This window comes from Pedococcus cremeus (genome assembly GCF_900111375.1).
Taxonomy (GTDB): Bacteria; Actinomycetota; Actinomycetes; order Actinomycetales; family Dermatophilaceae; genus Pedococcus_A; species Pedococcus_A cremeus.
Window position 1 is genome coordinate 1 of record NZ_FOHB01000012.1, and the last position, 14,025, is coordinate 14,025.

15 protein-coding genes are annotated in these 14,025 nt (G+C 72.9%); 4 read left to right on the top strand and 11 right to left on the bottom strand.

Features of this window, described 5'->3' with window-relative positions; genetic code table 11:
• Nucleotides 1-553: HNH endonuclease signature motif containing protein (locus tag BMW78_RS18700; protein WP_143056342.1), on the top strand; the 553-nt coding region annotated here is incomplete at its 5' end.
• 66 nt (nucleotides 554-619) lie between these two features.
• Here the strand turns inward: BMW78_RS18700 and BMW78_RS20940 are convergent.
• From BMW78_RS20940 to BMW78_RS18750, 10 genes are all read right to left on the bottom strand, one after another.
• Nucleotides 620-1,219, bottom strand: coding sequence for a PIG-L family deacetylase (locus tag BMW78_RS20940; protein ID WP_091762848.1), 600 nt, complete (start codon nucleotides 1,217-1,219; stop codon nucleotides 620-622).
• A gap of 49 nt (nucleotides 1,220-1,268) precedes the next feature.
• The gene (locus BMW78_RS20945; protein WP_091762850.1) at nucleotides 1,269-2,018 is read right to left on the bottom strand and encodes a VOC family protein; all 750 of its coding nucleotides are present in this window, start codon (nucleotides 2,016-2,018) and stop codon (nucleotides 1,269-1,271) included.
• Nucleotides 2,015-3,409 carry a dipeptidase gene (locus BMW78_RS18715; RefSeq protein ID WP_245735986.1) on the bottom strand — a complete coding sequence of 465 codons (1,395 nt, stop codon included), beginning with the start codon at nucleotides 3,407-3,409 and terminating at the stop codon, nucleotides 2,015-2,017. Before BMW78_RS18715 ends, BMW78_RS20945 begins: the two co-directional genes overlap by 4 nt.
• Complete coding sequence (locus BMW78_RS18720; RefSeq protein ID WP_091762851.1) at nucleotides 3,406-4,131, bottom strand: esterase family protein; 726 nt, start codon at nucleotides 4,129-4,131, stop codon at nucleotides 3,406-3,408. The genes BMW78_RS18715 and BMW78_RS18720 overlap by 4 nt, the downstream gene beginning before the upstream one ends.
• Nucleotides 4,132-4,140: 9 nt before the next feature.
• Nucleotides 4,141-5,289 (bottom strand): alpha/beta hydrolase-fold protein, encoded by a 1,149-nt coding sequence (locus BMW78_RS18725; RefSeq protein ID WP_245735988.1) that lies wholly within the window; start codon nucleotides 5,287-5,289, stop codon nucleotides 4,141-4,143.
• Nucleotides 5,286-6,266 carry a type 1 glutamine amidotransferase family protein gene (locus BMW78_RS18730; protein WP_245735990.1) on the bottom strand — a complete coding sequence of 327 codons (981 nt, stop codon included), beginning with the start codon at nucleotides 6,264-6,266 and terminating at the stop codon, nucleotides 5,286-5,288. The genes BMW78_RS18725 and BMW78_RS18730 overlap by 4 nt, the downstream gene beginning before the upstream one ends.
• Nucleotides 6,267-6,269: 3 nt before the next feature.
• Nucleotides 6,270-7,493, bottom strand: a complete 1,224-nt coding sequence (locus BMW78_RS18735) for an ATP-grasp domain-containing protein (protein WP_091762853.1) — start codon at nucleotides 7,491-7,493, stop codon at nucleotides 6,270-6,272.
• A gap of 87 nt (nucleotides 7,494-7,580) precedes the next feature.
• Complete coding sequence (locus BMW78_RS18740) at nucleotides 7,581-8,597, bottom strand: o-succinylbenzoate synthase (RefSeq protein ID WP_091762855.1); 1,017 nt, start codon at nucleotides 8,595-8,597, stop codon at nucleotides 7,581-7,583.
• Between the two features lie 18 nt (nucleotides 8,598-8,615).
• The gene (locus tag BMW78_RS18745; RefSeq protein WP_091762856.1) at nucleotides 8,616-9,881 is read right to left on the bottom strand and encodes an Nramp family divalent metal transporter; all 1,266 of its coding nucleotides are present in this window, start codon (nucleotides 9,879-9,881) and stop codon (nucleotides 8,616-8,618) included.
• A 147-nt stretch (nucleotides 9,882-10,028) separates the two neighbouring features.
• The gene (locus BMW78_RS18750; RefSeq protein WP_091762858.1) at nucleotides 10,029-10,433 is read right to left on the bottom strand and encodes a VOC family protein; all 405 of its coding nucleotides are present in this window, start codon (nucleotides 10,431-10,433) and stop codon (nucleotides 10,029-10,031) included.
• A gap of 68 nt (nucleotides 10,434-10,501) precedes the next feature.
• Here BMW78_RS18750 and BMW78_RS18755 point away from each other — a divergent pair, with 68 nt between their 5' ends.
• Both BMW78_RS18755 and BMW78_RS18760 read left to right on the top strand, forming a co-directional pair.
• A complete protein-coding gene (locus tag BMW78_RS18755) occupies nucleotides 10,502-11,440 on the top strand; it encodes a 1,4-dihydroxy-2-naphthoyl-CoA synthase (protein WP_091762860.1) in 939 nt (312 codons plus the stop codon).
• 65 nt (nucleotides 11,441-11,505) lie between these two features.
• Nucleotides 11,506-12,288 carry a YwiC-like family protein gene (locus tag BMW78_RS18760; protein ID WP_143056344.1) on the top strand — a complete coding sequence of 261 codons (783 nt, stop codon included), beginning with the start codon at nucleotides 11,506-11,508 and terminating at the stop codon, nucleotides 12,286-12,288.
• Between the two features lie 17 nt (nucleotides 12,289-12,305).
• Here BMW78_RS18760 and BMW78_RS18765 read toward each other — a convergent pair whose 3' ends face one another.
• Nucleotides 12,306-12,767, bottom strand: coding sequence for a hemerythrin domain-containing protein (locus tag BMW78_RS18765; RefSeq protein WP_245735992.1), 462 nt, complete (start codon nucleotides 12,765-12,767; stop codon nucleotides 12,306-12,308).
• 59 nt (nucleotides 12,768-12,826) lie between these two features.
• Here BMW78_RS18765 and menE point away from each other — a divergent pair, with 59 nt between their 5' ends.
• Nucleotides 12,827-14,014 carry an o-succinylbenzoate--CoA ligase gene (menE, locus tag BMW78_RS18770; RefSeq protein ID WP_091762865.1) on the top strand — a complete coding sequence of 396 codons (1,188 nt, stop codon included), beginning with the start codon at nucleotides 12,827-12,829 and terminating at the stop codon, nucleotides 14,012-14,014.
• Nucleotides 14,015-14,025 lie beyond the last annotated feature (11 nt).

Genomic DNA, 14,025 nt, shown 5'->3' on the forward strand with positions numbered 1-14,025 from the left:
CCTGCTCACCCTGGTCCGCCGTGCGGTCGCGGCCGGCGACGAGGTCGGCAAGACCAACAAGACCACCCTGCTGCTCACCATGAGCTACGACGACCTCAAGGACCGGCTCGGGGCCGCCACCACCCTCGGTGGGCTCGATGCCGGCACCCACCTGCCCCCCGAGACCGTTCGACGGCTGTGCTGCGACGGGTCCGTCATCCCCATCGTCCTCGGCGCCGACGGCGAGGTCATGGACTGGGGCATCGAGAAACGCTTCTTCACCGACGCCCAGACCAAACGGCTCTGGCTGCGCGACGGCGGCTGCACCTACCCCGGCTGCGGGGCACCGCCGCAGTGGACCGACGCCCACCACCTGGTGCACTGGGCCGACCTCGGCCCCTCCGACCTGGACAACGGGGCCCTGCTCTGCGAGCGGCACCACACCATCGTGCACAGCCGGCGTCTGGCCGGCCGAGTCGTGCAGGGGTCGTTCGGGGAACGGGTTGAGTGGGACCTGACGCCGGGTTCCTACGACGAGCTGCTCGCCAGGCGTGCGGCGCAGGAGCCAGCGTGACCCCGCCCCACACCCCGCCCACCACCGGCGGGGCCACAGGCATGTCCGAACCTGCGCCCGACCGCCTCAGGTCACCTGGGCGAAGGCGCGCGAGACGTAGCCGATGGTGCGCAACGCCTGGAACTCTCCCGGCACGCTGGTCTGCCCGAACGCACGGTACGCGCCCACCGCCAGCTGCACGGCCGTGAGGTTGGCGCCCGTCGGTGTGTAGGTGGTCCCGCCGGCGGTCTCGTCCGGCGCCCGGGTGAAGCGCAGCACCCGCACGGCGGCTGCCCTGACCCCGGCAACGATGGCCCTATGGTCCGGGTGCGCCGACGCCGCGTGCCCGCAGATGTAGTGCTCGACGTCCGGGGCGTAGATCTTCTCCAGCGCAGACGCGTAGACCTGCACCACGCTCGACGAGACGGAGCCGTCCGGCTGGCCCAGGCGGCGGATGTCGACGGCGGCGGTCCGCACGAGGTACTCCCAGGCAGCACGCTGCTCCGCCGTCCTCACCCGTTTGAGGTCGTCGACGGTCCAGCTGCTCGGCTTCGCCCCGGAACCCTCACCGTCCGTGACGGCCGCGAGCACCACCCGGTCGCCTCGCGTGACGCACATGGCGACGTAGGCGCCGGTGTACAGCACCTCGTCGTCGGGGTGCGCAGCCCAGATGATCGTCGTGCGCATGGCTCCCCCTGACCTCCCCGGCCCCGGCCCCCGTGCCCGGACTCTCCTCTCAGTGTGCGCCCGGTGGCCCCTGCCGCGGGTCCCGTTCGGTGACGCAGTAGCGGTGCCCGGCAGGCCCTTGCAGGACGGTCCAGCCGTCGCCCGGCCCCTCCACGCGCGCCCCGAGGCCGCAGTGCCGCGCCACCTCAGCCGCCGGGTCGACGGCGGAGAGGTCGGCGTGTCCGCGCACCGTCCCCTCCTCCTCGTCGAGCCGTTGCAGGAGGAAGCGCACGGGTGTGCCGTCGACCCAGGCGAGCCGCGCGAACTCGTCGTCGGGGTCGGGGTCGTCCACCGCCCACCCGGTGAGCTGCGACCAGAAGGCGAGCTCGGCGGCATACCGGCTGGAGGGGACGTCGAGGCAGGCCTGGTCGACGAGGCTCTCGACGCCGGCGCGCACCTGGCCGCGCGCGAGAGGGTCCGGCGACCACCGGGTGAGGCAGAAGACGAACCCACCCGGTGAGCGGCAGACGATGACGTCACCGAGGTCTCCGACGACCGTGGCGCCGAGTGACACCGCGCGCTCCGCCGCTTCCGGCAGCGGCTCGTCGACGTCGAGGTCGAGGTGGATGCCGCCCTCGCCGCCGACGCGCTGCACCTTCAGCCACGGGTCCCCTTCAGTAGGCAGCAGCGTCGCGAACTCGCCGTGCTCCCCGCGCCACGCGGAGAGCTCGGTGCGGGTCACCTGCCGCCAGAACTCCACGGCCGTGTCGAAGTCCCGCTCGGGCAGGTCGAGGAACAGCCACACCCAGCGCACGCTCATCGGTCGTCTCCTTCCAGCAGCCCGCCGAGGTCGGCGAGGAAGAGCGCCTGCGCGAGCGCGGTGCGGCGCAGCTCGTCGGGGTCGACGCTCTCGTTGGGTCCGTGGATGCGGCAGCCGGGCTCCTCCACCCCGAGGAGGAGGATCTCCGTGTCGGGCAGCAGCTCGGCGAGGGCGGTGGCCAGCGGGATGGAGCCACCCTGGCCGGTGGTCACGACGTCGCGGCCGAAGGCGTCGCGCATGGCGCGGGTCATGGCTCGGTATGCCGGGCCGTCGGTGCGTGCCTCGAACGGCTGGCCGAGCGAGACCGGGCGGACGTCGACGTGGGCGCCGAAGGGCGTGTGGCGCACCAGGTGGTCGGTCAGCAGCTGCTGGGCGTGCGCGGCATCGGTGCCGGCCGGCACCCGCAGGTTCACCACGGCCCGCGCCTCCCCCTGCACCGCCGCTGTCACCTGCGAGACCGGTGGGCAGTCGATCGCCAGCACGGTGGCGGCTGGGCGGGCCCACAGCAGGTCGGCAGGGCCGGCGTCCCGACCCGGCAGCGGGTCGACGCCCTCGAGCAGCGCGGCGTCGGCGCGCAGCCGCTCCTCGTCGAGCGGGGCGCCCTGCCACGTGCCGTGGTGGTCGAGGCCGTCGACGGTCGTCTCGCCGGTCTCGTCGCGCAGGGTGGCCAACGTCATCAGCAGCGCCTGCAGGGCGTCGGGCACGGCGCCGCCGTACATGCCGGAGTGGGCCGGCCGCTCCATGGTGCGCACGGTCACCAGCACGCTGCCGGTGCCGCGCAGCGAGGTCGTCACCGTGGGCAGGCCGAGCTCGACGTTGCCGGTGTCGGCGAGCACGAGGGCATCGCATCGCACCAGCTCGGGCCGCTCGCGCACGAGGGCCTCCGTGCCGCCGCTCGACTGCTCCTCCGAGCCCTCGCACAGCACGGCCACGCCCACCGGCCACTCGCCACACACGTGCGCGAGCGCCCGCAGTGCCAGCAGGCTCGCCACGAAGTTGCCCTTGCAGTCGGCGGATCCCCTTGCGTACCAACGGCCGTCGCGCTCGGTGAGCTGCCAGGGCGGCGTCTCCCAGGCCTGCGGGTCGCCGGCCGGCACGACGTCGTAGTGGGAGTAGAGCAGCACGGTCGGCGCGCCCGGAGGGGCGGCGCTGCGCGCGACCACCGCCGTCGAGCCGTCCGGAGCCGGCAGCTGGTCGACGTCGGTGAACCCCTCCTCCACCAGCAGGGAGGCGACCAGCGCGGCCGCGTGGTGGCACTCGTCTGCCGGCTCGATCTCCGGGTTCGCGACCGAGCGGAAGGCCACGAGGTCCTCGAGGTCGGCGCGGGCACGCGGCATACCGTCGTGCACCGCGCGGGCCAGGGCCGCCCGGAGGTCATGCGCGCCCGTCACGGCACCAGCTCGTCGAGGTAGACCGGCAGCATCTGCCACCAGGTCGCCCAGTCGTGGGGATACGCCGGCCCCCAGTCGTCGACCCGGTTGGGCACGCCCTTGGCGCCGAGCACGTGCGCCATCGCCCAGGCCTCGCCGATGTCCTCCCACTCGCCGGTGCCCGACGCCAGCACGACGAACCGCCGCCGCAGCTCGTCGAGCTGGGGACCCTCCAGCCCGGGCAGGAAGTGCATTGGCGAGGCGAAGTAGAGGTCCTCGGTGACGGGGCCACCGATGAGCGTCTCCAGCCGGTAGGTACCGCTCATGCAGATCGCCGCGCCGAACAGGTGTGGGAACCGGCAGGTCATCGCGAGCGCGTTGAACGCCCCGATCGACGAACCGGCCGTCACGATCGGCAGGGCTCCGCGCACGTCGGCGTGGATCGCGGGGACGACCTCGTGGGCGACCGCGTCGTGGAACTGGTTGAACAGCCACATCCGGTGCTCGGGCGACCCCTCCCGTCGCACCAGCGCCATGCCGGCGACGCTGTCGCAGGAGTAGACCTTGACCCGGCCCTCCTCGATGAGCGGCGCGAGGTGGGCGAGCAGCTGGTTGCGCTCGACCTCCTCGGCGTCTCCCCCGGCCGTCGGAAAGAGAAGTACCGGCGTGCCGAAGTGGCCCCACCGCACCAGGGTGATGTCGCGGTGCATGCGGTGCGAGAACCAGCGCTCGGTGACCTTCACGGGTCTCTCCTACTCGTAGACGTACTTCTGCGGCCCGGGGAACACCCACGACAGGCCTTCGCGGAGCCGGTCGCGCCAGTTCTCCCAGTTGTGGCCGTCGCGGGCCTCGGTGTAGTTGACCGTCATCCCAGCGGCACGGAAGACCGGCACCATCGAGCGGTTCGGCGTGATGAGCGGCTCGTAGGTGCCGCACGACATGAAGACCCGCTCCACCGGCCGGGTCGGACGGGCGCGGTAGCGGTTGACGAACTTCACGACCGGGTCGAAGTAGGGCCCGCCGCCGTGCTCGAAGCCGATGTCGGTGAAGACGAGCGAGGCCGACTCCAGCAGGAGGGAACCGAACATGCCCGGGTAGCGCACCGCCGTCGACAGCGACGCGATGCCGCCGAAGCTGCTGCCCATGAGGCACCGGCCCTCGGGCGCGTCGAGCAGTGGCAGCCGATCGGTCAGCAGGGGCACCAGCTCGCGCGCGATGAACCGGGCGTGCGGTGCGTGGTTCGGGTACTCCTTGAGCCGGTCGCGCGGCGGCACGAACGCGACCACCAGCGGCGCGACGTCGAGGCGGTGGATCAGGTTGTCCAGCACCGTCTTCATGGCTGCGAAGTTCAGGTAGTCGGTGCCGTCGTGCACCACCAGCAGCGGGTAGCGCATGGCCGGGTGGAACCGGGCCGGCAGGTAGACGTGGACGGGTTGCTCGCGGCGCAGGGCCTTGCTGCGCACCACCTCCTCGTGCAGCTCGCCGGGCCGCGCCTCCGGGTCGTGGTGCACCCACTCCGGCATGGCGTAGCCGACGGCGGCGCACACCGAGCTCGACCCCATCGGGCTGTGCGCCACCCGCGGGTTCAGCGGGTCGTTGAACCGCTCGTGGTGCTCGCCGTGGCGGGTCTCGAGCTGGTACTCGACGCGGGACCCCTCGGGCAGCACCATGCTGGTCGCCCACAGGTCGGTGCCCTCGACCCGCCGCATCTCGAGCGGGTCCGGCAGCCCGACCACCCGGTGCCGCACCGAGACACCGTCGGCCTCACCGCGGAAGAGGAACGTCGCCCGCTCGCCCTCGACGATGGGCGAGCCGTGCCGCGCGACGAAGCGGTCGACGGCGGCCGCGTCGACGGGCAGCCGGTCGCGCAGCCGGTTGATGGCCATCCGCCGCTCGCTCACGGGGCCACCACCTCCTGCACCACACCGTCGGTGGTCAGGACCCGCACGCCGTGCGGGAGGGGCCCGTATGCCGCGTGCTCGCCGCCCGCGCCCACCTCACCGCCGGACGCCACGGACGTGCCGCCGTCGAACACCGCGGAGGTCCCGTCGTCGAGGAGCAGCAGCCGGTGGTGCGGGAACCGGCGGGCCAGCACGCCGCAGCGTTTCTTGTCGTCGAGCCGCAGCCGGCGCCGCGCGTGCGGCAGCGCGATGATGCCCGGCACCCGCCCGAGGCCGCGGTCGTAGACCTCCGCCTCGTGCGAGCCCTGCGGCGCGTGGTCGTGGAAGAGCACGACCTTGTCGGTGAGGGCCATCGCGCCGGCCGACCAGGCGATGACGGGCAGCTCCGGGCTGATCGGCAGGGCGAACAGCCGCAGCGCCCGCAGCAGGGAGCCGACGTGGCCGCCCGTGATGACGAGCGCGGCGCTGTCGGCGAGCATCCCCGCGAGCTCGCCGCGGTGCCAGGCGATGAGCTCGCTCTCCTGTGCGGGCGCCTGCGCGTCGAACTCGCGGTAGAGGTCCTTCAGCTGGGCGGAGTACCAGTCGTCGAGGTGCCGGACGGCTGCGACCGCGTCGTCGAGCGCCGCCGCGGCGGTGCCGTGTGTGGATGACCGGCGCTGCACGGCATACACGGTCTCCAGCGCACCCTCGAGGCGCAGCCGGTAGAAGGACTGGAGCTCGTCGTGCCGGTCGCGGAACGCGATCGCGGCGGCGGCGAACCGCTCGTCCTTGCCGAGCACGTCGAAGGTGCGGTGCCAGAGCCTCAGGTTGCGGCTGCGGCCGTCGAGCACCTCGCCCAGCTCACCGTCCTGGTCCTCACGTTCCTCCCACCCGGCGGTGATGGTCGCGACCGGCCCCTCGACGGCGAGCGCGCGCAGCGTCGAGCCGGCCGTGGTCATGAAGCGCTGCGGACCCAGCAGCACGGTGGCGGCGGGCACGGGTCAGCCGGCGTAGACGTGGATCGTCTGGCCGACGTCGTCGAGCATGCCGCGCAGGGTGTCGTAGTCGGGGTGGCGCATGCGCACCCACGCGTTGGCCATGTAGCCGGCCTCGACGGGCTGGGTCGGCTGGCCCTCCGGCGGGAAGTGGCCGTCGATGACCCAGTCGCGGTAGCGGGCCTGGATCTCCTCGATGCCGCTGTAGCCGCGGATCTGGCCGTCGGCGTCCGGGCGCAGCGCGACGATGCCGGCGGAGTAGAGCCGGCGCATCGGCTGGTCGGTGGTGCCGTGCGTGATGACGTGGGCCCACTCGCGGTAGACGTCGACGTCGTTGCTCGCCGAGTACAGGTCCCAGCAGCCCACGCCCGGTGGGCGGCAGCCGATCTCGGAGAACCGCAGCCCCTTCGGCCCGTGGAACCACTCCATGTGGGTGGCCGACGTGCCGATGCCGAGTGCCTCGATGACCCGCTGGCCGAGCTCGCGCACCTCGCCGTAGAAGGGCGCGTCGTCGATGCGGTTGGTGGTGACGAACTGCGGCGAGATCCAGCGGTACCGCATGGCCTCGAGCACGTTCGGGTAGTAGTGCGTGACCCAGTCGTGGGCGACGTGCCCGTCGACGGCGATGGTGTCGTAGAAGCCCTCGTGCCCCTCGACGAACTCCTCGATGGCGATGGAGGCGGCCCCCTCGCCGCCGAAGATCCCGAGTGCGTGGTCCAGCTCCTGGTCGGAGTCCACTCGCGTGGTCCCCTGGGCGCCGGCGCCCGCCCGGGGCTTGAGGATGAGCGGGTAGCCGACCCGTTCGGCGAAGTCGTGGGCCTCTGCCGCGGACTCGATGGCTGCCGACGCGGCCGTCGGCACCCCGGCCTGCCGCAGCGCCTCCTTCATCGACGGCTTGTCGCGGCACAGCCACGTGGTGCGCACGCTGGTGCCGGGGATGCCGGTGGCCTCGCGCACCTGCGCCGCCGGCATCGTGTGCGCCTCGACGGTGGCCTCGAGCCGGTCGACCCAGAGCTGTGACTGGATGTGGCGGACCGCGTGGGTCATCTCCTCGACGTTGGTGACCGAGCCGACCTTGTGGTAGCCCCCCATCGCGCCGCGCAGCTCGTCGCCGAGCGCCCACTCGTCGGACTCGCCGACGCCGATCACGTTGGCACCGACCGCGGCGAGCGCGTGCACGAACCGTCGCTGGTTCGCCGGGAAGTTCGGCTCGACGAAGACGATGTTCACGGTCCCGACTGTATTGGCCGGAGCCGGGCCCGTCCTGTCGTCGTCGGCACGCCGAGCCGGCCGCACGCGGCCCACGGGATGCCGTGGTCAGGTGCGCTGCAGCTCGGCCCAGCAGGCGCGCACGCGTTCGCGCCACCACGCCTGCCGGTCGGCCGGCGCAGCCCACCGCTCGAGGAGGCCCTCGTCCGTGGCCACTCGTCGCACGGGCAGCTCGCCGCCGCGGGGCACCAGCGGGTCGGTCGCCACGTCCCCCTCGAGCAGGGCGACGGTGCCGAGCCCGCAGGCGTGCGGCAGGTCGGGCAGGGCCGCGGCGAGGGCCACGCCGGCGGCCATGCCCACCGAGGTGTCCAGCGCCGAGGAGACCACCGCCGGCAGGCCGCACTCCTGCACGACCTCGAGAGCGCGTCGCACGCCCCCGAGCGGCGCGACCTTCACCACCACGATGTCGGCCGCCTGCTCCCGCGCCACGAGCAGCGGGTCCTCCGCCTTGCGGATCGACTCGTCGGCGGCGACTGGCACGTCGATCCCTGCCCGGGCCAGGGCGAGCCGCAGCTCCTTGAGCTCGGCGACGGTGGCGCAGGGCTGCTCGGCATACTCGATGTCGTATGCCGCGAGCGCTCCGAGCGCGTAGCGCGCCTGGTCGACGCCCCAGGCGCCGTTGGCGTCGACCCGCACCCGTGCCGCCGGACCCATCGCGTCGCGCACGGCCGCCACCCGGCTCACGTCGTCGGCCAGCGTCTGTCCCCGCTCGGCGACCTTGACCTTGGCCGTGCGGCAGCCGTCGAACCGGGCCAGCACCGCCGGCACCTGTTCGGCCGGCACGGCGGGCACCGTCGCGTTGACCGGCACCGAGTCGCGCCGGGGCTCCGGCCAGCCCCGCCAGGCCGACTCCACGGCTGCGGCCAGCCACCGCGACGCCTCGCGCGGCTCGTACTCCAGGAACGGCGAGAACTCCCCCCACCCCGCCGGACCCTGCAGCAGGGCCGCCTCGCGCAGCGTGACGCCGCGGAAGCGGACCCGCATCGGGATCGCGACGACGCGCAGCCCGGTCAGCACGGCGTCGAGGTCGACGTCGGCACGACCGGGCTGCGCGGGGTCAGTCATGGAGGTCAGCCAACCACGTCAGGCGCCGCGGACCGCCTTCTGGAGCTCGTTGACGGCGAGCGCGATGAAGGCCAGCGCGCACAGCACCATGGCGACGTTCGAGGGCACCTTGTTGCGCCACTCGCGGGGCACCCGGTCGGTGTTCAGCAGCCAGAGCAGGGTCACCGACAGGAACGGCATGAAGAACGCACCGAGCACGCCGTAGGCGAGGATGAGGTAGACCGGCTTGCCGAGGAACATCATGACCATCGGCGGGAAGGTGAGCCAGAGGATGTACGCCCTGTAGTACCGCCCACCGAGGCGGCTGTCCGGGTGGTCGGCGCCGTGACCGCGGACGTGGCCCACGAAGTCGGCGAACATCATCGAGACGCCGTTCCAGACGCCGACGAGCGAGGACATCGCGGCGGCCCAGAAGCCGACGAGGAACACCTTGCCGGACCAGACGCCGTAGCGGTCGGCCAGCACGTTGGAGAGGTCGAGCAGCCCCTGGTCGCCGGTCTTGATCGCGACGCTCGCCGAGTAGAGCAGCTCGGCGCCGACGATGAGCGTGGCCAGCACGAACAGGCCGGTGACGACATAGGCGACGGTGTTGTCGAGCCGCATGACACCCATGTGCCGCGTGGTCGTCCAGCCCTTCTCGCGAATCCAGTAGCCGTAGGCGGCCAGGGTGATCGTGCCGCCGACGCCGCCAGCCAGGGCGAGCACGTTGACCAGTCCGCCGTCCGGGATCAGCGGCACCAGGCCGGTGACGAGCTCGGGGATGTTGGGCACGGTCATGATGGCGGCACCCACCATGGTGACGAACATGATGCCGACGAGCGCCGCGCAGATCTTCTCGAACAGCCCGTAGTGGCCCCACCAGACCAGGGCCAGGCCGATGAGCCCGGAGAGGATGCCCCACGCGGGCACCGACAGGAACGGCAGCAGCGAGTGCAGCGGGAGGCCGGTGCCGGCCATCGCAGCGGCGCCGTACACGAAGCCCCAGACCACGATGTACGGGCCGAAGTACCAGTGCGTCCACTTCCCGAGGCTGGACCAGCCCTCGTAGATGGTGCGCCCCGTGGCCAAGGAGTACCGCCCGGCGCCCTCGACGAGCACGATCTTCATGACGCAGCCGACGACGACGCACCACAGCAGCGCGTAGCCGTACTTGCTGCCGGCCACCAGCGTGGCCACGAGGTCGGCGGCCCCGACACCGGTGGCCGCGACCACGAGTCCCGGGCCGACCAGCTTCCAGGTGGGTCTGGTCCCCTCGTCGACGGGGGCGGAGGTCTGGGTGGCCATGAAGGGGCTCCTCGAGTCGGCGCTGACAGTGCCGAGCACGTTACCGATTCACGACAAACCGATCCATATCGGACACCACCTTCGAGACGCCTCGTCGCCCGACGAGGGAGAACCTGCGACCAGTGGTCGCGCCAGGAGCGCCGTGCGTCAGCGGTCGCGGGAGGAGAGCACGCAGAACTCGTTGCCCTCGGGGTCGGCGAGCACGGTCCACGTCACGTCGTCGGGCTGGCCGACGTCGACCCTCGTGGCACCCATGTCGAGCAGCAGGGCGATCTCGGCCTCGCGGTCCTGGCTGGTGTGCGGTGCGAGGTCGATGTGCAGCCGATTCTTGACCGTCTTGCCCTCCGGCACGGGCACGAACACCAGCCCCTGCGGCTGCCTCATCCACTCGCGCCCGTCCGTGATGGGGTCGACGCTGAGGTGCTTCGGGATGATGGCGACCTCGTGCTCGTCCTCGTAGACGATGACGAAGTCGAGGACCTCGGCCCACCAGCGAGCCTGGGCGGCGATGTCATGGGAGTCGACGACGACGGAGTACCAGCGAAGAGCCATGCCGGGACGCTACGACGTGGCACCGACACCCACCACCGCTTTTCGGGCGCCCGGCTAGGCTCGCGCGGGTGAGCGAGCAGAACAGCGTGAGCGAGACCTTCGACCCGGCGGCGTGGGAGGAGGTGCCGGGCTTCGGCTTCACCGACATCACCTACCACCGGGCGCGTGAGGTGGGTGCGGTGCGCATCGCGTTCAACCGCCCCGAGGTGCTCAACGCGTTCCGTCCGCACACCGTCGACGAGCTCTACCGGGCGCTCGACCACGCCCGCATGACCCCCGACGTCGGCTGCGTGCTCCTCACCGGCAACGGCCCGGGACCGGAGGGCACCGGGTCGGCGGGCAAGTGGGCCTTCTGCTCCGGTGGCGACCAGCGCATCCGGGGGCGCTCGGGCTACCAGTACGCCACGGGCGAGACCGCCGACACCGTCGACGAGGCACGGGTCAAGGTGATGGGCGGACGGCTGCACATCCTCGAGGTCCAGCGCCTCATCCGCACCATGCCCAAGATCGTCGTCGCCGTGGTAAACGGGTGGGCGGCCGGTGGGGGGCACTCCCTGCACGTCGTGTGCGACCTGACGATCGCCAGCCGTGAGCACGCGCGGTTCAAGCAGACCGACGCCGACGTGGGCTCCTTCGACGGCGGCTACGGGTCGGCCTACCTCGCGAAGATGGTCGGGCAGAAGTTCGCCCGCGAGATCTTCTTCCTCGGCCGCACCTACTCCGCCGAGGACATGCACCGGATGGGCGCGGTCAACCTCGTGGCCGACCACGCCGACCTCGAGACCGAGGCGCTCGCCGTCGCACGGGAGGTCATGGGCAAGAGCCCGCAGGCGCAGCGGATGCTGAAGTTCGCCTTCAACCTCGTGGACGACGGGCTGATGGGTCAGCAGGTGTTCGCCGGCGAGGCCACCCGGCTGGCCTACATGACCGACGAGGCCGTCGAGGGCCGCGACCAGTTCCTCGAGAAGCGCGACCCCGACTGGTCCCCCTTCCCCTGGTACTTCTGACCGGGTCGGCGCCTGCTCCGGCGACGGCAGATTTTCCACGGCTCAGGCCGGGTTAATATGGCAGGGTGAGCACGAGAGCAGCTCAGCAGCCGGCGCAGACGTCCCAGGCGGCAGCAAAGCCGCGGCGGAAGCGGTCGCCCGGCTGGGTACCCAACCAGCACGGCGCCTGGGCCATGCTGGCCACGCCGCTGCTCGTCGGCGTCCTGGCGAGCGAGCCACGGTGGGTGCACCTGCCGCTGGCCGCCTTCTGGGTCGTGGGCTACTTCGCCTTCTTCGCGACCGGCCTGTGGCTGAAGTCGCGGCGCAAGGCCCGCTACCTCCCGCCGGTGCGCGCCTACGGGGTCGCCACGCTGGCGCTCGGTGCGCTGGTGCTCGTGCTCGACGCCGGTCTGGCCGTCTGGGCGCCCCTGTTCGTGCCGCCACTGGCGATCGGTCTCGCCGCCTCCGCGACCCGCCACGAGCGGGCGCTGGTCAGTGGGCTGGCCACGACCGTGGGTTCCTGCCTGATGACGGTGGTCGCCTACGACGCGGGCGGGGGCACCCACTGGGCGACAGCGTGGCTGCTCGCGGCGGTGCTCGCGGCCTACTTCGCCGGCACCGTGCTCTACGTCAAGACCCTCATCCGCGAGCGCGGCAGCGAACGCCACTACTGGCTCTCGGTCGGCTTCCACGGGGCCGCCACCCTGGCGCTCATCCCCGTGAGCGGCGCCCTGGTGGCCGTCTTCGCCCTCCTCACGATCCGTGCGGCGGTCGCCCCCGCGTTCGGCATCTCGCCGAAGCAGGCTGGCATGGGAGAGATCGTGGCCACGGTGGCCGTGGCGGTCACCGCCCTCGTCGCGCTGACCTGAGCTACCGCTGACCTGAGCTACTCCGAGCCGCCGATGTCGACCTCGTAGGCCTCGAACACCACGTCCGCGCCCCGCTGCCGATGCCGCACGAGCTGGCCCATGAGGGTGGTGACCTCCTCGCGGAACGTGGGCAGGTCGCCGACCGGTCCGTCACCGTCGAGGCGGGCCAGCAGGCTGTCGAGGTGGGCGGCATACAGGCCGTGCTCGTCGGTGAGCCGGCGCACCTGGCCGGTGAGGCGGGGCGCGGTGCGGCCGACGTCCTCGTAGAGCCCGCCCTCGCCCTCGGTGAGCGCGATGTGCTCGCGGAAGTCGTGCGAGAGCTCCGCCAGCGCCGCGTGCACCCGCTCCAGCCACTGGTCGCGGCGCGCGACCGGCGTGGCGAGGGCGTCATCCACCGCCGCCACGGAGTCGCGCAGCTCCGAGCGGTGGGCCTGCACCCGCTTGAGGTAGGCGGCGAAGTCACCCTCCACAGAAGTCATGGTCCCGCCGACGACGGGCGCCGTCCAGCGGGCGGCCACGGGCGGCATACCCTGACCGGGTGACGCGCCTGCAGCCCCTCGAGGTCCCCTCCGGGACCGCCGCGGCGCAGGTGCTCCCCGCCCTGCGCGCCGCCCTCGACGGCGGCCCGGCGGTCATGCCGTATGCCGCGGGCGCGCAGGCGCCCACCGCCCCCGACGCGGGTGGTCCCCTCCCCGACGGGCTGGCCCTGGTGGTCGGCACCTCGGGGTCGACCGGCAGCCCCAAGCTGGCCATGCTCACCCGCGACGCCCTCCTGGCCAGCGCGACGGCCACCCACGAGCGGCTCGGCGGACCGGGCCAGTGGCTGCTGCCCATGCCGGCGCACCACATCGCCGGCATCCAGGTGCTCGTGCGCTCGATCGTGGCGGGCACGCGGCCGGTCGTCGCCGACCTGTCGGCCGGCTTCACCCCGGCGGCGTTCGCCGAGGCCGCCGCCGGCCTCGACGCCGGGCTGGACACCGGTCTCGACAGCGGGCGCCGCTACACCTCCGTCGTGCCCACCCAGCTGGTGCGCCTGCTCGCCGACAAGGGGGGCACCGAGGCGCTGCGCCGCTTCGACGCCGTGCTCGTGGGCGGCGCCGCCACTGCCCCCGCCCTGCTCGCCCGGGCACGGGAGGCCGGGGTGCGGGTGACCACGACCTACGGCATGAGCGAGACCGCCGGCGGCTGCGTCTACGACGGGCTGCCGCTCAGCTGCAGCCGGGCGCGGGCCGGCACCGACGGCCGGATCCAGCTCGGCGGCGACACCCTGGCCGCCGGCTACCTCGGGCGGCCGGACCTGACCCGCGAGGCCTTCACCACCGACCCCGACGGCACGCGCTGGTTCACCACCGACGACGTCGGCCACCTCGACGCGCAGGGCCGCTGGCACGTCGACGGCCGCATCGACGACCTCGTCACCACCGGCGGCCTCAAGGTGGCGCCGCGGCTGGTCGAGGAGGCCATCGGCTCGCGGCTGCCTGACGTGGCCGAGTGCGCCGTCGTCGGCGTGGCCGACCCCGAGTGGGGCGAGGTCGTCGCGGCGGCGCTCGTGCTCGCCGACGGGTCCCCCGCCCCGGGCCTCGCCGACGTCCGCGACGCCCTGCGCGACGCGCTCCCGGGCCATGCCCTGCCGCGCCGGGTGGCCGTCGTCGACACGCTGCCCCTGCGCGGGCCCGGCAAGCCCGACCGGGCCGCCCTGCGTGCCCTCCTCGCCGACTCCTCGTGACACGATTGACC

Excerpts from the sequence above, each read along its gene's own strand:
- BMW78_RS20940 (WP_091762848.1), bottom strand. The coding sequence starts at position 1,219 with ATGCGCACGACGATCATCTGGGCTGCGCACCCCGACGACGAGGTGCTG.
- BMW78_RS20945 (WP_091762850.1), bottom strand. The coding sequence starts at position 2,018 with ATGAGCGTGCGCTGGGTGTGGCTGTTCCTCGACCTGCCCGAGCGGGAC.
- BMW78_RS18740 (WP_091762855.1), bottom strand. The coding sequence starts at position 8,597 with ATGACTGACCCCGCGCAGCCCGGTCGTGCCGACGTCGACCTCGACGCC.
- BMW78_RS18745 (WP_091762856.1), bottom strand. The coding sequence starts at position 9,881 with ATGGCCACCCAGACCTCCGCCCCCGTCGACGAGGGGACCAGACCCACC.
- BMW78_RS18750 (WP_091762858.1), bottom strand. The coding sequence starts at position 10,433 with ATGGCTCTTCGCTGGTACTCCGTCGTCGTCGACTCCCATGACATCGCC.
- BMW78_RS18765 (WP_245735992.1), bottom strand. The coding sequence starts at position 12,767 with ATGACTTCTGTGGAGGGTGACTTCGCCGCCTACCTCAAGCGGGTGCAG.